This is a genomic window from Sporosarcina quadrami, from assembly GCF_014836615.1.
GTDB classification, from domain to species: Bacteria; Bacillota; Bacilli; order Bacillales_A; family Planococcaceae; genus Sporosarcina; species Sporosarcina quadrami.
This window is the reverse complement of record NZ_JACSQN010000011.1, coordinates 68,526-87,778: the sequence shown is the minus strand read 5'-3', so window position 1 is coordinate 87,778 and position 19,253 is coordinate 68,526. Positions and strand designations below refer to the sequence as shown.

Here is a 19,253-nt window from a genome sequence, read left to right as displayed (position 1 = left end):
TTTAGCACAAGATGAATAACTGAATATCCAAACTCTTATCAAGAGCGGCGGAGGGACTAGGCCCTGCGATGCCCGGCAACCGGCAAGTGATGAACTTGCAAAGGTGCTACTTCCTACAGACTTGTGCAAACGGTCTGAAAGATAAGGGGGAATAAGCGAAAGCGTAACCCTCTTCTTAGCGAACGGGGTTATTTTTTATTCCCAAAACCCCCAACGCCTCCGCATTGCACGTTCATCTTAAAAAAACTACTGGAGGTAATGACAATGACGAACAAATCACTTCAACCTGAAACTCTACTATTACACGGTGGCCAAAAGCCGGATCCGACAACGGGTTCACGTGCAGTGCCGATTCACCGTACGACCGCATTTGTCTTCCGCGATACTGAACATGCCCAAAACTTATTTGCTTTGCAAGAAGCAGGCAATATTTACACAAGAATTACGAATCCGACCGTCTCTGTTTTTGAAGAAAGAATGGCTCTGCTAGAAGGTGGGACTGCCGCTGTTGCCTTATCTTCCGGAATGGCTGCCATCGCTTTCTCTGTATTGAATATCGCAGAAGCAGGTGATGAAATTGTCGCGGCAAGCAATTTATATGGTGGTACGTATAATCTTTTCGCTGTGACGCTTCCGCGCTACGGTATCAATGTAAAGTTCGTTGATGCTTCTGACCCTGAAAACTTCCGTTCTGCAATCAACGACAAGACGAAAGCTATATTCGTAGAAACCATTGGTAATCCAAGTCTTCAAGTGCTAGATATCGAAGCAGTCGCAAACATCGCTCATGCCAATGATATTCCACTTCTCATCGATAATACATTCGCATCCCCATACGGATCGAACCCTATCGAGTTTGGAGCAGATGTCGTTATCCATTCCGCAACGAAATGGATTGGCGGTCACGGTACGACAATCGGTGGTGTCGTTGTAGATGCTGGGAAGTTTGATTGGACGAAAGGGAAATTCCCAGGCTTCACAGAGCCGGACGTAACATACAACGGATTACGTTATGGCATTGACACGGCAGCCGCTGCATTTGCGACCAAACTGCGTGTTCAATTACTACGTGACTTCGGACCGTGTCTCGATGCAGACAGTGCATTCAATTTCCTGCAAGGACTCGAAACATTGCACTTACGCGTTCCACGCCACAATGAAAATGCACAAAAAGTAGCAGCATTCCTACAGGCTCATCCGTCTGTTGAGTGGGTTACGTATGCAGGACTAGAAGAACACCCGACGCATGACAATGCGAAGAAATATTTGAAGAATGGCTTCGGCTCTGTCATCGTCTTTGGTATTAAAGGTGGCCGTGAAGCAGGTCGCAAAGTGATTGACAACATTACGCTCTGGTCTCATGTGGCCAACGTCGGTGATGCAAAATCACTTATTATCCACCCTGCTTCTACAACACATCAGCAACTGTCAGCGGAAGACTTGAAAAACTCAGGAACACCAGAAGAATTGATTCGCTTGTCTGTAGGTCTTGAATCACCTGAAGACATTATTGCGGATCTGGAACAGGCAATTGCAAAAGCGGTTCCCGTAACGTCAGCATAAAAGCGAACAGCAAGTTAGGACGCGCGTTTTCTAAATGAAACATAATGTAGTATATACCAATCGTATGGAAATGGTCTTATGGAGGTGGGCGGCATGCCGTCAATGAAAGCCGCTATAATCGGCTTCGGAACTGTCGGTGAAGGCGTTTATAAAATCGTGAACGAAAAAAAAGAACAACTCAAAAAGCAAACAGGATATACAATCGAGATTGCAGCCGTGCTCGTCAAGGATGTAACGAAGAAACGAGACCTCTCACCTGACATCGTTGTGACAGATGCGTTTGAGGACATTCTGAACACTCCTGATATCGATATTATATTTGAAGCAATAGTCGGCGAAGAGCCAGCGTACACATATTTATCACAGGCAATTGAAAAAGGAATTCACATTATCACTGCAAATAAAAAGATGTTCGCAAAGCACGGTCCTGCATTATTGAAGCACGCTGAATTTCGAAACGTGCATGTCGGTTATGAAGCGACGGTTGCGGGTGGTGTACCTATCATTCGGACAGTCGAGAATCTCTTGGCAGGAGATCGCATCAAACGGATCCAAGGAATAGTAAACGGGACGTCGAACTTCATTCTCACAGACATGAGAAAAGAGGGTGTATCTTTTAAAACGGCATTACAAGATGCAAAAGCAAGGGGATTTGCTGAAGCGGATCCCACTGATGACGTCAGCGGGGGAGATGCATTCTATAAACTGATGATCTTAAGCTCATTAGCTTTTGGCAATCAGCCGGAATGGAAAAAGGTCTCTGTCGTCGGTATTGATCATATCCAAGCCGATGATATAGTGGAAGCGACTAATGCGGATTTTCGTTATCGCCATGTAGCTGACATTCGCAAGAACGAAGATGGAAGTATAACGGGGAAAGTCGGTCCTGTCCTACTCGAGCCGGATCATCCGCTATACAATATTGACGGCGTAGATAATGCTGTCATCATCGAAACGGAGTATTTGGGCGCCTTGACCCTGATTGGTCCTGGAGCAGGCATGTACCCAACAGGAAGCGCAATGGTCGCAGATTTGCTGCACATCATCCGTCAGCAAGCGACTGAGCTTATTCTGAATTAAAATGTAACAACGAAAGAGCCATCCCTCATCTGGGATGGCTCTTTGCATCTATTTTTTCATACGTGTTGATTTCAATTCCCTGTTCAAATCCTTCAATAAAGAGAAGATCATCAGAAGGATGATAAAGGAAAACGGCAATGCTGCGATAATGATCGTATTTTGCAAAGCGTCAAGTCCATTGACGGACAGCAAGATAAGCGCGATTGCAGACTGGATGATCCCCCAAATGATCTTGACGTTGTTGGGCGGGGTCAATGAGCCATATGTTGACTGCATCCCGAGCACGAATGTCGCTGAATCTGCAGACGTGACGAAGAAGGAAGCGATCAGCAGGATAGCGATCAATGAAATGAAGAATGACCACGGCATTGTGCTGAACATGTTGAAAATCATCAGCTCTGTAGAAGCTTCAGCTAAATTTGCCAAACCCTCACGCTGGATATTGATAGCGGTAGTTCCGAATGAGGAAAACCAGAACGCACTCAATAGTGTCGGTGCTAATAAAACCCCGATCATGAATTCACGGATGGTACGGCCTTTTGAGACGCGGGCGATGAACATGCTTACGAATGGTGCCCATGAAATCCACCATGCCCAGTAGAAAATCGTCCAGGCATCCAGCCATTCCCGGTTCCCTTCATTCAGCGGGGCAGTCCCGAAACTCATTTGCACAAGATTCGCTAAATAGCCGCCCACTGAATCCGTGAACATATTGAAAATAAGCAGTGTCGGTCCAAGAATCACGACAAATCCGAGCAGAGCCAGTGCCAATACCAAGTTCGTATTGGACAAGTACTTGATGCCTTTGCTGAGACCGGACCAGGCGGACATGATGAAAAGGACAGTGACAATCGCAATGATGATGAATTGGGAGCGAATTCCGATCTCGAAGCCGAACAGATAGTTCAGGCCTGCGTTAATTTGAACAGCACCGAAGCCGAGTGATGTTGCAACTCCAAAAGCGGTTGCGAAAACGGCAAGTACATCGACAAGGGTGCCCCACGGACCTTCCATCTTCTTGCCGAAGATCGGCTTCAATGTTGCTGAAATTAACCCCGGTTCCCCTTTGCGGAACTGGAAATATGCGAGCGCGAGTGCGACAACTCCATACATGGCCCAGACGTGGAGTCCCCAGTGGAAGAATGATTGTCTGAGTGCTTCCTTGAATGCTGCGTTTGTGTTCGGCTCGGTTGTTGCCGGGCTAATGGCATAATGTGATAGCGGTTCAGCTGCCCCATAAAAGACGAGACCTATTCCCATACCGGCAGAAAACAGCATGGCGATCCAGGAGATAGTAGAGAATTGCGGCTGATCTGTATCTTTCCCCAACCGGATTTTCCCGAACGGGCTGAATATGAAAAAGACACTGAGTGCAAGCAGAAGGGACAGTAACATCATATAATACCATCCGAATGAAGAGGAAACGAAGTTTTTAATTGTGCCTGTGACGGTCTCGAAACTGTCTGAAGCGAGAACGCCATAACCGACGGCCAAAATGATGAGACCGATTGTGATGTAAAATACATTTGATATTTTTTTCATGTTTCCCCCTATGGAACTCCAGTTTTTTAACGACTATAAACTATACCAACCATTTTGTAGGAAAGCAAAAGCAAGGGCTACCTTGTAAAAATGCTAAATAGTATACTTTACTTTTTCATTAAACCGTATAATCTACATAGCACCAACAGTTAGAAGGTTATCCAGCCGTAAGGAATTGATAGGCAAAACCATGCGGATAAATAAATTAATGGGGTCTTTATAACTATCTGCCGAGAAGTTTAATCTTCATCTTTTATATCCCTGTCAGGTGGAATTTGTTCATTCAAATAATCCTCAATTTGACGTTTTACGGTTTCCAATTGCTTGAAATAAAGTTCAAACTGAGATTGATTCACTAAATATTGTTCTCCATCATGTATCCCTTTTATACGCCCTTCCAAAACATAATTCTGTACTTGGCGGACAGGCATTCCTAGATAGTCAGCAGTCTCTTCGATTGTCATGTACATAATAAGCCTCCTAGTAAAAGAAAAAGGGACGGAATTCCGCCCCTTTTTAAATCAGTTTATCAAGATGTAAACGTTTATTCAACGCGATCATTACAGGAATTCCAATCAGCATGACAGCAAATTCTCCAACAGATACGAAGAACCATGTCAATAGGAAAGGAAGTTTCAACACGATATTCAATTCCCATGCGATGATAAACATCGTGAAAGTGAATACCGCAGTATTGAACAGCATCCTAGCATATATTCCTTTAATGAACTTCGCTGAGAAAATCGTGATGGATAACGCCAACAAGGATTGTCCGACACCAAAGACCAAATCGATCGGTCCAAGTTCAGAAAACAGCAAGTTTGAAACAAATACACCAAGCACAATCCCGATTATATATTTTTTGTTGAAAACAACAAGATGATTGAACATCTCAGACAAGCGGAACTGGATGTTTGTGAAGCCGAAAGGGGCTATCAAAAACGTCACAACGACATACAACGCAGCGATAATACCGCTCGTTGCCATAGTTTTAACTTTCATATGCATTTCTCCTAGTTTTTTTTCGTGGGATGGTTACGAACCACGTTTAACAAGAGCTATAATACCAGTGTTTATAAGGATTTGTAAATAGCAATGTGTAAACCATGTGTGAAATGGTTTTAAATCACTTCAAAAATATCCATCGTTTCTGCTCATCGCGCTTCTTCATTTCTTTGATTAAGTGAGCATAATCTCGAATGGAGATTCCTTTATATAACGAGACACTGGCGTGCGTGTGCCTTAACCCATGAATTGAGATGTGATCTATTTTCAATTCATCCAATATTTTTTTAGTGCTTTGTTTGGAGTAGTATCGAAATAATCTTCGAAAAGAATCATTGTTTTTTGTTGATTTCAATAACGCGTTCGGAAGCTATAGATTTTGTTTCTTGCTCACCATCGCCCATATTCGATGAGTAACCTCTTGCCTTTGAAATAGTCATCAAGTTCTTCTCGAAATCGAAGTCTTTTCTTTTAAGTGCAATCATTTCGGAAAACCTCATCCCGGACACAAATGCCAATAACAATAAATATAGCACTGGCCGTTTCTTTACTGCTATTTTATCGAGCACTCCCTCGTCTTTTTCTATCAACTGCTTGCATAAAAAAAAGAGAGAGAGTCGCTCCCTTTTTTCGTTTATCCTATAGCTTCTCTAAATGATAACTAGAAGGATTTTATAGTTTTTTGAACGAATTCATGAATTTTGATATCCTCAATTAAGCCTCTAATACCTTCCTTAGTCAATGTCGTCTCCATACCTGTTGTTTGGCGGCCTTCGAACTCACTAACTACCTCTTCTCCTTTTACAATGCTTACCACATAAGTAAGCCCATTAACTTCTTGGTGATATGAAAACCCCAAAAGATAGTCTTTGTTTGAACTGTAAAGAAGTGTATATGGTATATCCTTAATAACCATCACTTCATCAAGCTCCGTGTTTTCCCTTGAAGTTTCCTTGCTTATATCTACATGAAGCTTTTGCTTCTCATCATTAATGCTTGAATATCGAAACGAAAACAACAATACATCGTCAGAACTCAATTCCTGCGTGTACACTTTTTCTTCTTCCAATTCACCCATGTCAATTCCTTCGCTATATAAATTGAAGACACTTATAGAATTTATATGATATTCATCAATTATTGGATTATACTTAATCTTTGGATAGTATTTCTTGAATTCCAGAAGATCTGTAAATGTGTAATCCTCATTTGCTATAAAGTAATAAATATCATTTTTAGGGTTTTGCTTATACACATATTCATTGTGATTCAGTTTCGCCCTTTCTGTTTGATAAAATTCACTATGAATTTCCTCGTCTTCTTGAGAAAGATTTTCGTGATCATGGTCGTGGTCATGTGAATCGGGGTATTCTTTATGGTGACAATCATTGATGAATTGGATGATACTATCGGTTATCTTCAATAATGAAGGGAAATCAATTTCTTCAATTGTATCCAAGGGATGATGTATTTTTGGGGTCACATTCTGGCTGGAAATCGTCAAGGCATTAATATGATTGAAGAGGAAGTTGGAATGATCGCTAGTTAACCCTCCACTCAAATCAGTGTTGAGATCCACGCTATTTTCTTTTAAGACAGAAATCAGGTCTCCCAACAAATCATCTGAAACTTCACCCTCCCGTGAAACAATACTTATTGGAGCTTTATACAAGGAATCTAAATTAATGTTATAAATGCTATTATATTTGTCGCTCAACTCTTTTGCTAAATGATAACTACCTTGAAGCCCTGATTCTTCACCGTTAAAGGCAACTATGATAATATCACTATCAAATTCTTCTGGAGAGCTTCCTAATGCTTTGGCTATTTCAAGTAGCACTGCAACTCCGGACGCGTTATCAATGGCACCCCGATAAATGGAATCACCCACAGTTCCTACATGATCAAAATGAGCAGACAGAACAATTGCATTATCATTATCTTTACCAGGAATTTTACCTGCTATGTTGAATGCATCTATCATTTCTTCTTCAGTAGACATATTTATCATAATTTGTCCGCTAGAAATCTTTTTTAATCTGTTGTACACATCCTTAGAGATTTGAATAATGGGTTTGTCTACAGTGTCAATTAATAATGACTTGGAAAAAGCTTCTTCAACAATAAATACCCCTTGAGATTTCTCAAAAGCTTCCTGGAAACTATTTCTGTCTTTCACTACAACGTAAGCTTGCTCTATTTCCGGACTTTGAACATCAAAGGTAAAGGGCAAAGTTTTTTCATAGCTGCTATAACCGGTCCTCTCCAAATAATCAACGCCACGTATCATATCTGTTGCGTCTCCACTGTCGGAAATCATTTGTATTTGAAATTTAGCTTTTTCCAAATCATGAAATTTATGAGGATACTGCAATAGTAGCGTCTCAGCATCCGCAATAAGAGGCTCTAACCCTATTTCTCGGAACTTTTCTTCAATGAAGGATAGAGCTAGGTCATTTCCTTTTGTCCCGGTGAGACGACCATCCATTTCATCAGATGTGAGGATTTTTATTGTTTCTTCTAATTGTCCATAGTCAGATTCTTGACTGCACCCCACTAAAAAGATAGTCATTAAAATTGAACCAATTAAGATACTGCGTAAATTCATCATATTTACCCCCAAAAAATAATTTTTGTTAAATTTCCCCTTGTCTAAATCTACTGACAATAGTAGTATAAATATAGAAAGGAGGTGTAGTCAATGAAAAATACACTATTTGTAGAAATTGATGGAATGAGCGGTATAAAAAAACTATTGATCTCCCTTTTTGTTGCTGCTCTGTTCATCACAGCTCCATCAGCTAGTTTTGCTTCAGAAGACAAAGCGGATGTCATTAGCGAAGAGACTGATGAGTTTTTTGACAGCATTGTAAATCCTATGTACATTCCATGTAGCTACTGGCCTGATGAACATCATAGGTATAACGCAGGGAAGGTTACTACTAGAGAAGAGTATATGGGCCTGCATACTCATGTAGTGAGTGAGAATATCACAAAATTAAACTGTAAACAATATTGGACATTTAGAGTGACCGATTATGTTTGTATTTGCGGTGACCGATATGAGCAGAAAGTCAAAATTAGCGACAGACACGTTTGGTAATAGTAAGTCAGTATGTTCATTAAAAAGGTTGTCCAGAAAGTCAGTTTTACTGACACTTGGACAACCTTTTTTAGCTGATTTTATATTTTTCGGGATATAGTTGGATTGCAACATAAAAAGGGGATTGAGAATTCTTGTTCGAGACGCCTTGAACCCATCCACCTCTTTGTGTTTCCTTTCCAAGATAAAAAGTGCCATATCGGCTAGTTCCATGATCAGATTATATTGTCAATATTAGGTGACCACCAGGAGTGTTTAGAAAATATTGAGGAAGACCCCATTATGATGAAAAAGTGATTGTTTATAATTGTTATAGCTTTAATGCTCGTGACTTTGTTCGGAACATATATACCTAATAAAGCAGAAGCGATTTGTAGTCCAACGTAACTTAAACATGAATATGAGATGTTTTTTTTTGTTTTTGAACCCGAGTGTTGGTTCTGTGCATGGTGCTTAAGAAGAAGGTGATATCGTACTCATCCATGGTGATCAAATAGTCAAAATGCTTGAGCGATAAACAGAAGACAAAAACGAAAAAATTAAACTAGCTTACTTGAAAAACTGAAAACAAAAAAAGAGGGACTGAAGCCTCCTCTTTATATTTATCATTTTAATCTTATGTGTAAAAAATGTGTAAAATGAAATCGGTTTTCAGTTTACTTTATTCGATTCTAGTTGAACTATTATTCTCATGAAATACCATTCAAACCTTGATACGACAGATTTCAGAAGTAAATGTTGTTTTTTCATCTGACTTTGAATAATTCGATTTTTTTCGTGGGATGGTTACGAACCACGTTTAACAAGAGCTATAATACCAGTGTTTATAAGGATTTGTAAATAGCAATGTGTATAATAGTGTTCTGTATATGAATCAGGCATCACTACTAGCATTATTCTGTCGTGAAAAAAATTACTTTTATAGGTGAGTAAATTGACCGTATGGCTCTACTAACTGATGGCTTTTTCAATGAATCTGAAGCATCCGACTAGTCTTCCTGTGGGTCCGGTTGATAAAAATAGTTCGGAGTTAGAATTTCATTGTTATAAGGTTTATGGTAAATATGTGTTGAAGCCGGTGATAGTGGAGGAATAAGCCAGGGCCAATTCCCTGTAACAGAGCGTCCGTTTTTTTCTTCGTTTTCTTCAAAACTATTGAATTGCTTTGCAGCTGTATGGTGGTCAATAATGGTCACACCCGACTGTTGATAAGAATGCAACACCGCAATATTTAATTCGACTAAAGCTTTATCTATCCACAGTGATCGGTTTAGCTTCGTATCTAAACCCATTAGTTCTGCAACTGCTGGCAATAAATTATACCGATCTGAATCTGCCAAGTTTCTTGCTCCAATTTCAGTACCCATATACCACCCATTAAACGGAGCCATTGGGTAATCAATTCCACCAATCTCTAAACGCATGCTTGAAATAATTGGAACAGCATACCACTTAACACCCAACTTGTTAAACCCGTCAAGATGCGGGTGGATAATAGGCACTTCTTTAACAAGTTCATGAGGAATCGTAAATAATTTAGGTTTTTCACCGAATGCTTGAATGACAAGAGGAAGAATATCAAAGGGAGTCTTATTTCCTTGCCATCCCAATTTTTCACACATTCTTGTGAAGTTGAGTGATGTTGAATCGCCAATTATGTTATCGCCTTCTTTGTATCCAGCATAACGCAGCAATTGGTGGTTCCAAATTCTAAGAGGATCTTTTCCATTATTACGTGGAGGGAAAATGGTGATTACAGACCGGATTTTCCCGTCATTTGTTGCAAATTCAATATGATTAACTAATTTTTCATATGCAGCGTCTGCTGTATGCACATCTCGCGCATCAAAAATATGTAATGTATTCCAAAGTAATCTCCCTATACAACGATTACTATTCCGCCAAGCCATTTTTGCTCCATGTGCTAATTCAAACGATTGATGAGTATAAGTTCCAGTTGTGTGTATTTCGTGTTTGATTTCTTCAATACGTTTCAATTGTGTTTCTTCAGATTCGCCAAGTTCGTCGTAACAATTTTTTATAAATTGCGTTGCTTCCATTAATAATTTACTTGCTGCAGTAGATTGAACCATTCGTTGCAACTCCTTTTATTTAGTTTAACATAGGACGTAAAATCTTCGGATTATATATTGAGGAAATTAGGTGAAAGTCTGGAAGTAGCTACTCTCTCTCAAATATGAAGTTGTAAAAGTAGATTATTTTTCTCTGAAAAGATGATATATTCAATGTATTGGGGGGATTACTTTGTCAAAGCGAATTGCCTATTTGACGGTCCTGCTTGGCGCCATGCTATGGGGTACTACAGGTACCGCTCAAACATTCATGCCGCAAACGGTTCATCCGTTGGCAGTCGGCGCTTCGAGACTAGCGGTAGGTGGATTTACACTGCTCTTCATTATGCTCATATTACGTAAAATCAATTTCCGTGATTGGCCATGGAAATCGACAGTCTTAGCGGCATTGGCAATGGCGATTTTCCAATACTGCTTTTTTACTTCCATTCGATTAACCGGTATCGCCATTGGAACAGTAGTCGCTATCGGAAGCGCACCGATGTTTTCTGGTCTTATAGAATGGCTGATTCTCAAAACGAGGCCGACAAAGATCTGGCTCACTGCAACATCCATGGCAGTTGTCGGATGCATTTTACTGTTTTCAAATAAAGAAGGGCTTGTTGTGAATCCTATCGGGGTATCACTGTCTCTTTTCGCGGGTCTGTTATTCGCTTTTTACACCTTATTTAACAAAGAGGTATTGAAAAAAGCAGAAGCAATCCCGTCGGTGGCGGTCATCTTCTCAATAAGCGCTTTCATGCTTATGCCATTCTTATTCTTATTTGAAACGAAAGGATTGGTAACGGTGTCCGGCATTTCGACAGTGGTTTACCTCGGCATTTCGACAGTGGTTTACCTCGGCATCGCGACGACGAGCATCGCGTATATTCTATTTTCAGTCGGTCTTCGGAAAATCCCATCTTCATCAGCTGTCACACTGTCACTGGCTGAACCGCTTACGGCAGCTGTTTTAAGCGTAGTAATTGTCGGAGAAAGATTGGATCTTCTATCCTGGACAGGAATCACTTTATTGCTCGGAGGCATCCTCGTTTTGACGTTCAGCGGAAGACGAAAAAAGGCTGCCGTTGAATAGGCAGCTTTGTAATAGGAAATGAAACTTCTCCTGGATGGTTTTTTCACTTATCGCTTGGATAATTGTATATATAAAATTGGGACTGTCACATTAGTCCAATTACGCTTGTACCTTGTTCTTCGCATACATTCTTGTCACGAAGTACCCCAATACAATGAGTAATGTCGCCAACAGTCCGCCTTCGAGTCCAAATGCGCCCCCTGTCAATAAATCATTGCCGCCTTCAACAGACACATTATAAATGCCATGTGGCGTTATTCCACTGACAGCGAATCCGAACACATTCCCTTGGAAGTAATTCCATGTAATATGGTACCCGATCGGCAGCCACAAACTATTTGTCGCAATGAACATATAGGCGAAAAGAACACCGACTAACGCAATATTAACTAACCCTAAAATACTGACATTCGGATTCATCCCGTGTGCCAAACTGAATACGACGGCAGAAACGACATACATGAGCCAACGCGGATTTCCCCGATTCGCCATCGTCGACATCACATACCCTCTGAAGAACATCTCTTCAGAGAAACCGACGATAATGAACAAAATGAGGAATGTAACTGTATACGTAGAGAATTCAGGGGTTGTGAAGGTATTCAGCAACTTGGCATTCCCTGTCACATACAAGAGAACGAAAATGACGAAAATGGACAACGCGCCAAGCAACAGACCGAAGCCCAGATCTTTCAGAATACCTCTGAATCCAAGATCTTTCAACGTTCTTTTATTCATGAACTTCCATAATAATAGGGTAATGAGCATTCCGCCAATTGTACCACCCCCTTGCGTCAGAAGGAAAATCCACGGGTGACTATCGAGGGAATTCATGACTTCCGCTTCTGAACCGCTCCCCAAGCTTGAAAAGTCAACGAGCATCAATGCAAATATACCTGGTAAAGCAAACAACTGTTGAGCAATGAACATCGCTACGAATGTAATCAGAATTAGCCAGCCGGCTCTTACTTGATTTCTTTCATTTTTAAACAAATTATTAACCCCCAAAATTTTCTTTTTAAATTGTAACATCAATTCGAACACTATCAGGAGCAACCTTTCGAATCGCCCTCAGTAGAAATAAAAACAGGATATCCATTAGAAGGACACCGATTGTTGCAATTATATTCAAAACTATCCAGCCATCTCCGGAAGTGTTGACGTAAAAGGACATGAGTGCGAATGCGGTTAGATGAAATCCTATCAAGTACTTAAATGTATTCCGCGTTCTATGAATTAACGCGGGTTCGCTGAGTGTATTGACGATTTCCATTAACAACAAGAATAAGTAATAGGCTGCAACCACTTTTATAATGAATAACCCGATACTGTATACCGACCAACTATAGGCAAGGGTAGGTTCTGATAAATTCACAAAGACGGAAGGGATGGAAACGACCATTCCGACAAGTGCAACGGCCATCGGTTTCTTCGACTGAGGATAAGCAACGGCCATTTTCTTGCACCCTGAATAAATCAATAAGTAGCCGACCGGGTCCATAAGTAGATCAATACCAATATGGATACGGGAAAAAATGAAGAGATAGCCCCAGAAAAATCTCTGCAATGCACTGTTCAATCCGCATCCCTCCTTGTTTTAGCCTGAATAATCGAATTGACATCACTTTGCGTCAAATACGGCTGATAGTTGTACCAGGCAGACGTTGTGAATGCCTTTTCTTGCTTAGTTGTTCCGGAAATTTCGAGGAAGAATGCAATCGGATTTTGAATGTATTTCTCTTCGCGGGTCTTGAAGTTAATTCTAAGTGTTTGCCCCTTGTCAAGATAGATGGGGTACACAATATCTTCTAGATTGACGTCGGTTGAATTCGAATCCGACCTTCCCGACCGGTTGCTTGTAATCGATATATGCTCTATTAAGTTCTCGTAAAAAGGATATGATATGGCTTCTATTGTCAACGGTTCTGTCGCAACATATCTATAATTGCTGTTCCCTGATGTGTCCATGCTGGACGATGTGCTCATAAGCGGCAAATCTCCGGAAATTGAGTTGTCTTCTTTTGGATGAATAACAACTTCTCCAATCGCAGCATTTATTCCTGTACTATCGGAGAATACCGCAAATACATCCGAAAAAATAAGATCTTCATCAGGGTAGTGATAATCAAAATCAATACTGCTCAGATTGATTGTTTTGCTTCTAAGTACATGATGCGTGAACGTCTGTAGATTATATGGCGTATCTGGCAAGTAGATGAATTCATTTTCCGCATAGGCACTCAAGCCATTGATCGTAAAATAATTGAGATGCCTCTGGTCGTTTTTATTTGCCAAATAATAAAAAGTGAGATTATTATAGTCATCCGCTGTCGTCTCGATATAATGATCGAGAAAAATAGGCTCTTTCAATTGTTTGGATTGCGCATAGACGGAGTTGGTAATCCAACTGATACCGATAAGCGCTAGAGCCAACCAAAAATAACGTTCCTTCACCCGAATCCCCCTTTCCAACCTTTTCCTGTATACACTTATTGTCTCAAAAAGGTGCGTGAATTGCATGCATTTTATGAAATGCTTTTTTGGAAGGTGGAATTAGTCTGATTGGCATGGGGTGTAGGATTGGAAAGGACTTTGCCGACTTTACCACCGACTCTCACCGATTACACACCGCCGCTCCAAAATCTTGCCCAAATCCGCTCTGTCCACCCCTAAAAAAAAGCCTCCACTCCTAAGAGTAGAGACCCATCCAACCATTATCCGATTTTCCCACTATGCAGTCTCTCCAATTCCTCCTCAATCCGCGCAACGTCAATCCGCTCGAACAACGGTGACACACCTGGCAACACACGACTACCGACCGTCACTTCTTGCCATTCAAACTGTTGTATTCGCAGCATTTTCCCTACATCCTCACTTGAAAACGGCAGGAAAGGGGAGAGGAGTTGCGCAAAGTTTGCAATGAGATAGACGCATGTCGCCATTGTTTGTGCACAGGTTGCTTCCTCGTCCTTAATTTGAAGCCATGGCTTTTCATCATCAAAGTATTTATTCGCCTTGCGGATCGCTTCGAAAATAATTTCAATAGCTTCTTTGAAATGGCCTTTTTCAATTTTCTCTCCAACGATCGGATAAAGGCCTATAATCAGGTCTTTCATCGCCAGATTGATTTCAGCCTGCGGCACAACACTCGCAAATGATTTTTCGATGAACTTCAACGTCCTGTTCACGAAATTCCCGTACGCGCCAAGCAACTCGGAGTTATGACTATATATGAACTCGCGCCAGGAAAAATCAGCATCGCGATTTTCAGGCGCATTGGCCGTCAAAAAGTAGCGCAGGGAATCAGGATGGTAGCGGTCCAGCATATCTGGCACCCATACCGCCCAGTTTTCGCTCGTCGACAATTTACGTTTTTCCAACGTCAAGTATTCATTCGAAATGACATGTGTCGGCAAGGCGTTATCCTGGTCAATCCCCATAAGAATTGCTGGCCAGATGATTGTATGGAAAGGGATATTATCCTTACCATGCACGTAATAGGAAACCATCTCTTCGTTCCAATACTCATCGAGATCGGTCCGATTCAAAGCAGCCCATTCACGGCTTGCGGAATAATAACCTGTGACGGCCTCAATCCACACATACACTTTTTTACCTTCGTAACCAAGAACGGGAATATTGACGCCATTCGCCAAATCCCTTGAAGCAGCACGGTCATGAAGTCCTTCGCGCAAATAGCGTTCCGACTGGTTGATGGCATTGTCGCGCCATCTGTCTTCCTGTTTGGCTTTCGCAACATACGTATCGAGTTGCTCCTGAAAATCACTTAATTTAAAATAAAAGTGTTCCGTTTTCTTCGTGGTCGGTTCATTGCCGCAAAGATTACATGTTCGGTTAAGCAGTTCGGACGGATCCAATAGTGACCCGCAATGATCGCATTGATCGCCACGCGCCTTACAACCACAATGCGGACAAATCCCTTCGACGAAGCGGTCTGGAAGAAATCTTTCGTCAAACTCACAATACGTCTGATCCGTTTCTTTCTTGAAAATTAACCCCCGATCCACCAGTTTCAAAAAGACTTGCCGGACAATCTGGTGGTGGAACGTCCCGTCTGTTCGTGTATAAATATCGTACGTGAACCCGAGTCTCGCGAATGAAACAACAAATTCCGTATGAAAACGGTCCGCAATCTCCTTCACTGTAACATTCTCCGCATTGGCCCGTATCGAAATCGGTGTCCCGTTACAATCACTGCCTGACACATATAAAACTTTTTCACCTTTCAATCGGTAATACCTTGCTAAAATATCCCCTGGCAACAATGCCGCGATATGACCAAGATGTAATGATCCATTCGCATACGGCCAAGCGCCTCCAATAAAAACAGCCATGTCCATTCCCCCTAAATTGAGTACAAAAAAACCCCGCCCCTATCGATAAAAATCGATAAGGACGGGGTCTTTACCCGTGGTACCACCTTACATCACAACCAGTTCACACTGATCATCTCCAAAAGTACGCGCCGAAAAATCGTATACTCTGGCGTAGATAACAAGTGCCAACTCTCGTCGCAGCCTACTGGTCCGTAGATGTTCAGTGCGAAGCTCAAGGATCATGTTCGGATGATTTGTCCGCTTCATTTCCACCGTCAGAAGCTCTCTATGCGACATCCTCTTCCTACTTTTCCCTCTCACAGCTTTTGTAAGATGTAGTTGTTTTTATTATAGTCACTTTATTTGAAGAAATCAATAGTTATCAATTTGTAGGCGGTCGATTTTTCTCCGGCTCCTTCACTTGTTCCTTCTGCTTGGCAGCCTGGTTGTTCTTGCCGATGACTTTCAAATCATCCGTACTGATGTCGAATCCGTACCCGAACTCTTCTCGATCCAACGAATTGCCCTTTTTGATCTTCTTTTCTTTAGCCATGCCCAATCACCTCCCGTTATAGGGGAAGGATGTTCATTTTAAGAAGGATTATTCAGAATGATAAATTTGAAACGAACGGAATAATCAAACTCTCGACAATGAATCATTGAAAATACTGATCACTCTTTGACCATCAGTGAAAACGCATAAATCGTTTCACCTTTCAACTCACTGTCCCATATCGCTTTGACGGACATGTAATATTTACCCGGGGTCAGAGGTGCTTGGATAGTATTGTTTTTAACTTCTATCGGTTTCATCTCATCACCTTCTTGCATATATGCGATAAATGAATCAGGAGTGGGGAAATCGAAGTCATTCCCCGGGACGGCGAACTGGAATAGAATATCATCTCCAGGTTTAATAGGATTAACGATATAACTGTCCAAGAATTCTGAAGGAAGCGTAGGCTCAAGGGAACATTCTTTGTCTTTTTCTTCCCAGCAGTGTTTATCTCGGGATGCCCTTGCGCCTCCTTTATCAAAACCAATCATTATGTCAATTTCAGGTCTTATCGTAATCGTTTTATCCACTTCTGCTTCCTCAGGGGGCAATGCGATGATTTCTTCCTCTTCTTTTTCATCATCCACACAGCCTGCGAGCAGTAAAGCAATCAGCAAAAAATACAGCAACAACAATTTTCTAATTGGAATCAATCCTTCCCTTAGTTCCGTAAATTCGAGTGAAACAATCTTCCTAAAATTATCCCAGTAATTCTTACAGTATACCATTGGCTTTTATTTTTCAATATGTTATATTCAGATAATTGGAGATTTACATACTATTTTAAGTTGCTAGGGTAGAAGTAGGAACTGAGATAAAAAAGGGGTGTGTGGGCATGATTGTACAAGTGAAAGGATTGAAGAAAAAGTATAAGAAGGATTGGGTGTTAAAGGGGATTGATATTACGATTGATGAGCCGCAAATCATTGCACTTGTTGGGCCGAATGGTTCAGGGAAGACGACACTATTGAATTGCATGATGAATTTATTGACGTTCAACGAGGGGAGTGTCGAGATTTTGGGAAAACCAAATGGTGACCCTTCCCTATTCAATGAAATTTCATATTTGCAGGATAATCGAATCCTTTACGGGAATCTGACTGCTTACGATCATTTGAAATTCATTTGCCGTGTACAAAAGATTTCTTTTGACCGTATTCAGGAAGTTGCCGAAAGGGTTGGAATGACAGGCTATTTAAAAAGACGCGTTCGGAGTTTTTCACTCGGGATGAAACAGCATCTATTGCTTGCCATGGCCATCCTCAATAAACCCAAACTGCTCATTATGGATGAACCTTTGAACGGGCTTGACCCGACGAGTGCCATTAATGTACGGACCATTTTATTGGAATTATATAAAGAAGGGACGACAATCATCATTTCGTCACATGTCCTTGATGAAATTGATCGATTGACGAATACGATTTACTTCATGAAAGACGGAGCTTTGCTGAAAGAGTCACTGGAGAAGTTGACCGTCACCAACTATGAACTGACTGTTAGTGAACCGGAAAAGGCGAAAAGGATATTGGACGAGTCCGGACTGCCAGTTACAATGAACGAGCTGGGCCATCTAAATTTCAAAGAGACAGACGTTCCCTTACAGACAATCATTGATGTGCTCTACCGGCATGATGTTGTAATCGCTTACATCGATAACCATAAAGCCGGTGCAGAGAAGCGGTATCGCGAACTGTTCGAGGAGAGGTCTCCGGTATGATGCAATTTGCGTTTGAACTGAAGAAAATCATTTTCAGCAAGAAATTGCTTTATATCTATTTGTTGCTCATCGCTGGGGTGGCGCTTCTCTTCGTCCGGAATGTGACGTTTCAGTCGTATATTGAAAAAGAGGAAACCGAGCGAATTGGTATACTCGTTCAGAACTCACAGAATTTAAACCGGATGTATTCAAGCACATTAGAACAGGATCCTGAAGACAAAGACACACAAAAGTTGAAAGTCATAAACTCATCGATGCTAGAAAAGCTGTACGAACTTCGCGGTATGAGCATGGATAAGTGGAAAAATCGTGCGACGATTGAAAACGCATTTTTGGAACAAGTACTCCATTTCAAAGAGGAGGGAGGGGCATATGACCTTCCTGTCGGGGAAATTAATAAAATGCTTGCCAAGAATGAAAAACATCTTGCGGAAAATATTAAGCCCCGACATGCGACTTATAGTATGGCACTGCCAAATTTCTTGAAACTCGTAGTAGATCTGTTTATGAACTTTGGAGCAATGATCATTCTTGTCATTCTAATCGGAGAGATTTTGGCAAGCGAGTTTGAGACGTATTCCATTAACTTTTTGTACACGCAGCCTATAAAAAAAGGGACTATTATTACGAGCAAGTTTTTCAGTTCGGTTCTCGTTTATTTCCTGACGCTTTTTGTGTTGCTAGGTGCCGCGGCATTGGTCGGCCTGTTCGGCTTTAAAGGGAAGTATAAGTATCCCGTTATGATTGAACGGAACGGGGAAGTCGATTTTATCACGATTGTGCAGTATATGGTCCAAGGACTGACGGTCGTCAGCGTTACAGTTATCATGGTGATTGCACTCTTACTTGTGTATAGCCTACTGTTCAAACATACGCTGTCCACAGTGTTTGCTTTGCTTGCGACGATGCTTGCCGGTTATGGACTTTTCGCTTTCATAAAATGGCCATCGTTCTTTTACTGGCTGAATCCGTTCCAGTATCTGTTGCCGGAAGAACGCCTATTAGTGAGGAATGCCGGTGTCGACTGGTACCAAGGTATTCCTGTCATCTTGCTATTGACAGTCATACTGCTTTTAATTGCCAGGAAAAAGATTGAAACGAGCCGGATCAGTTGAGGACGCCTTTATGTCAATTCGTCTATCAAAGCATGTCAGATCATAGCAGAAAGCAAATGGATAG

The 19,253-nt window shown here is 41.3% G+C and carries 18 protein-coding genes, 2 riboswitches and 1 other annotated feature; of the genes, 6 read left to right on the top strand and 12 right to left on the bottom strand.

Features of this window, described 5'->3' with window-relative positions; genetic code table 11:
* The first annotated feature begins 32 nt into the window (after window positions 1–32).
* Window positions 33–148: riboswitch (SAM riboswitch) on the top strand.
* A gap of 116 nt (window positions 149–264) precedes the next feature.
* Entirely contained in the window at window positions 265–1,563 is a 1,299-nt protein-coding gene (locus tag H9649_RS12710; protein WP_191695277.1) for an O-acetylhomoserine aminocarboxypropyltransferase/cysteine synthase family protein, read from the top strand.
* Window positions 1,564–1,656: 93 nt separating this feature from the next.
* A complete protein-coding gene (locus tag H9649_RS12705; RefSeq protein ID WP_191695276.1) occupies window positions 1,657–2,643 on the top strand; it encodes a homoserine dehydrogenase in 987 nt (328 codons plus the stop codon).
* Between the two features lie 48 nt (window positions 2,644–2,691).
* Here the strand turns inward: H9649_RS12705 and H9649_RS12700 are convergent, their stop codons facing one another.
* The 5 genes from H9649_RS12700 to H9649_RS12680 all read right to left on the bottom strand — a co-directional run bounded on the left by H9649_RS12700 (window position 2,692) and on the right by H9649_RS12680 (window position 7,801).
* The gene (locus H9649_RS12700) at window positions 2,692–4,185 is read right to left on the bottom strand and encodes a glycine betaine uptake BCCT transporter (RefSeq protein ID WP_191695275.1); all 1,494 of its coding nucleotides are present in this window, start codon (window positions 4,183–4,185) and stop codon (window positions 2,692–2,694) included.
* A gap of 239 nt (window positions 4,186–4,424) precedes the next feature.
* Window positions 4,425–4,655 carry a helix-turn-helix domain-containing protein gene (locus H9649_RS12695; RefSeq protein WP_191695274.1) on the bottom strand — a complete coding sequence of 77 codons (231 nt, stop codon included), beginning with the start codon at window positions 4,653–4,655 and terminating at the stop codon, window positions 4,425–4,427.
* Between the two features lie 46 nt (window positions 4,656–4,701).
* On the bottom strand, window positions 4,702–5,187 hold the full coding sequence (locus H9649_RS12690; protein ID WP_191695273.1) for a QueT transporter family protein: 486 nt from the start codon (window positions 5,185–5,187) through the stop codon (window positions 4,702–4,704).
* A 5-nt stretch (window positions 5,188–5,192) separates the two neighbouring features.
* A riboswitch (PreQ1 riboswitch) is annotated at window positions 5,193–5,237 on the bottom strand.
* Window positions 5,238–5,522: 285 nt separating this feature from the next.
* On the bottom strand, window positions 5,523–5,675 hold the full coding sequence (locus H9649_RS12685; protein WP_404828751.1) for a site-specific integrase: 153 nt from the start codon (window positions 5,673–5,675) through the stop codon (window positions 5,523–5,525).
* Between the two features lie 176 nt (window positions 5,676–5,851).
* Window positions 5,852–7,801 carry a M28 family metallopeptidase gene (locus H9649_RS12680; protein WP_191695271.1) on the bottom strand — a complete coding sequence of 650 codons (1,950 nt, stop codon included), beginning with the start codon at window positions 7,799–7,801 and terminating at the stop codon, window positions 5,852–5,854.
* 90 nt (window positions 7,802–7,891) lie between these two features.
* Between H9649_RS12680 and H9649_RS12675 the strand changes: the two genes are divergently transcribed.
* The gene (locus H9649_RS12675; protein ID WP_191695270.1) at window positions 7,892–8,293 is read left to right on the top strand and encodes a hypothetical protein; all 402 of its coding nucleotides are present in this window, start codon (window positions 7,892–7,894) and stop codon (window positions 8,291–8,293) included.
* Between the two features lie 989 nt (window positions 8,294–9,282).
* On the opposite strand, the gene H9649_RS12670 is transcribed toward H9649_RS12675, so the two are convergent.
* A complete protein-coding gene (locus H9649_RS12670; protein WP_191695269.1) occupies window positions 9,283–10,386 on the bottom strand; it encodes a nitric oxide synthase oxygenase in 1,104 nt (367 codons plus the stop codon).
* Window positions 10,387–10,600: 214 nt separating this feature from the next.
* Between H9649_RS12670 and H9649_RS12665 the strand changes: the two genes are divergently transcribed.
* Complete coding sequence (locus H9649_RS12665; RefSeq protein WP_404828754.1) at window positions 10,601–11,461, top strand: EamA family transporter; 861 nt, start codon at window positions 10,601–10,603, stop codon at window positions 11,459–11,461.
* 99 nt (window positions 11,462–11,560) lie between these two features.
* Here H9649_RS12665 and H9649_RS12660 read toward each other — a convergent pair whose 3' ends face one another.
* The 6 genes from H9649_RS12660 to H9649_RS12635 form a co-directional block, all read right to left on the bottom strand.
* Window positions 11,561–12,454 (bottom strand): CPBP family intramembrane glutamic endopeptidase, encoded by an 894-nt coding sequence (locus tag H9649_RS12660; protein ID WP_225229863.1) that lies wholly within the window; start codon window positions 12,452–12,454, stop codon window positions 11,561–11,563.
* A 25-nt stretch (window positions 12,455–12,479) separates the two neighbouring features.
* The gene (locus H9649_RS12655) at window positions 12,480–13,040 is read right to left on the bottom strand and encodes a hypothetical protein (RefSeq protein ID WP_191695267.1); all 561 of its coding nucleotides are present in this window, start codon (window positions 13,038–13,040) and stop codon (window positions 12,480–12,482) included.
* On the bottom strand, window positions 13,037–13,915 hold the full coding sequence (locus H9649_RS12650) for a hypothetical protein (RefSeq protein WP_191695266.1): 879 nt from the start codon (window positions 13,913–13,915) through the stop codon (window positions 13,037–13,039). Before H9649_RS12650 ends, H9649_RS12655 begins: the two co-directional genes overlap by 4 nt.
* 260 nt (window positions 13,916–14,175) lie before the next feature.
* Window positions 14,176–15,816, bottom strand: a complete 1,641-nt coding sequence (gene metG, locus H9649_RS12645) for a methionine--tRNA ligase (RefSeq protein WP_191695265.1) — start codon at window positions 15,814–15,816, stop codon at window positions 14,176–14,178.
* Window positions 15,817–15,870: 54 nt separating this feature from the next.
* Window positions 15,871–16,128: a binding site (T-box leader), on the bottom strand.
* Between the two features lie 52 nt (window positions 16,129–16,180).
* Window positions 16,181–16,351 carry a hypothetical protein gene (locus H9649_RS12640; protein WP_191695264.1) on the bottom strand — a complete coding sequence of 57 codons (171 nt, stop codon included), beginning with the start codon at window positions 16,349–16,351 and terminating at the stop codon, window positions 16,181–16,183.
* A gap of 119 nt (window positions 16,352–16,470) precedes the next feature.
* Window positions 16,471–17,007 carry a hypothetical protein gene (locus H9649_RS12635; protein WP_191695263.1) on the bottom strand — a complete coding sequence of 179 codons (537 nt, stop codon included), beginning with the start codon at window positions 17,005–17,007 and terminating at the stop codon, window positions 16,471–16,473.
* A gap of 182 nt (window positions 17,008–17,189) precedes the next feature.
* Between H9649_RS12635 and H9649_RS12630 the strand changes: the two genes are divergently transcribed.
* Window positions 17,190–18,074, top strand: coding sequence for an ABC transporter ATP-binding protein (locus tag H9649_RS12630; RefSeq protein WP_191695262.1), 885 nt, complete (start codon window positions 17,190–17,192; stop codon window positions 18,072–18,074).
* Window positions 18,071–19,189, top strand: a complete 1,119-nt coding sequence (locus H9649_RS12625; protein WP_191695261.1) for an ABC transporter permease — start codon at window positions 18,071–18,073, stop codon at window positions 19,187–19,189. Before H9649_RS12630 ends, H9649_RS12625 begins: the two co-directional genes overlap by 4 nt.
* Window positions 19,190–19,253: the final 64 nt, after the last annotated feature.

Bases quoted from the DNA above. Each gene is read 5' to 3' on its own strand.
- metG (WP_191695265.1), bottom strand. From the start codon at position 15,816: ATGGCTGTTTTTATTGGAGGCGCTTGGCCGTATGCGAATGGATCATTA.
- H9649_RS12695 (WP_191695274.1), bottom strand. From the start codon at position 4,655: ATGTACATGACAATCGAAGAGACTGCTGACTATCTAGGAATGCCTGTC.
- H9649_RS12625 (WP_191695261.1), top strand. From the start codon at position 18,071: ATGATGCAATTTGCGTTTGAACTGAAGAAAATCATTTTCAGCAAGAAA.
- H9649_RS12705 (WP_191695276.1), top strand. From the start codon at position 1,657: ATGCCGTCAATGAAAGCCGCTATAATCGGCTTCGGAACTGTCGGTGAA.
- H9649_RS12675 (WP_191695270.1), top strand. From the start codon at position 7,892: ATGAAAAATACACTATTTGTAGAAATTGATGGAATGAGCGGTATAAAA.
- H9649_RS12630 (WP_191695262.1), top strand. From the start codon at position 17,190: ATGATTGTACAAGTGAAAGGATTGAAGAAAAAGTATAAGAAGGATTGG.
- H9649_RS12680 (WP_191695271.1), bottom strand. From the start codon at position 7,801: ATGATGAATTTACGCAGTATCTTAATTGGTTCAATTTTAATGACTATC.
- H9649_RS12640 (WP_191695264.1), bottom strand. From the start codon at position 16,351: ATGGCTAAAGAAAAGAAGATCAAAAAGGGCAATTCGTTGGATCGAGAA.
- H9649_RS12690 (WP_191695273.1), bottom strand. From the start codon at position 5,187: ATGAAAGTTAAAACTATGGCAACGAGCGGTATTATCGCTGCGTTGTAT.
- H9649_RS12710 (WP_191695277.1), top strand. From the start codon at position 265: ATGACGAACAAATCACTTCAACCTGAAACTCTACTATTACACGGTGGC.
- H9649_RS12665 (WP_404828754.1), top strand. From the start codon at position 10,601: ATGCTATGGGGTACTACAGGTACCGCTCAAACATTCATGCCGCAAACG.
- H9649_RS12700 (WP_191695275.1), bottom strand. From the start codon at position 4,185: ATGAAAAAAATATCAAATGTATTTTACATCACAATCGGTCTCATCATT.
- H9649_RS12670 (WP_191695269.1), bottom strand. From the start codon at position 10,386: ATGGTTCAATCTACTGCAGCAAGTAAATTATTAATGGAAGCAACGCAA.
- H9649_RS12685 (WP_404828751.1), bottom strand. From the start codon at position 5,675: ATGATTGCACTTAAAAGAAAAGACTTCGATTTCGAGAAGAACTTGATG.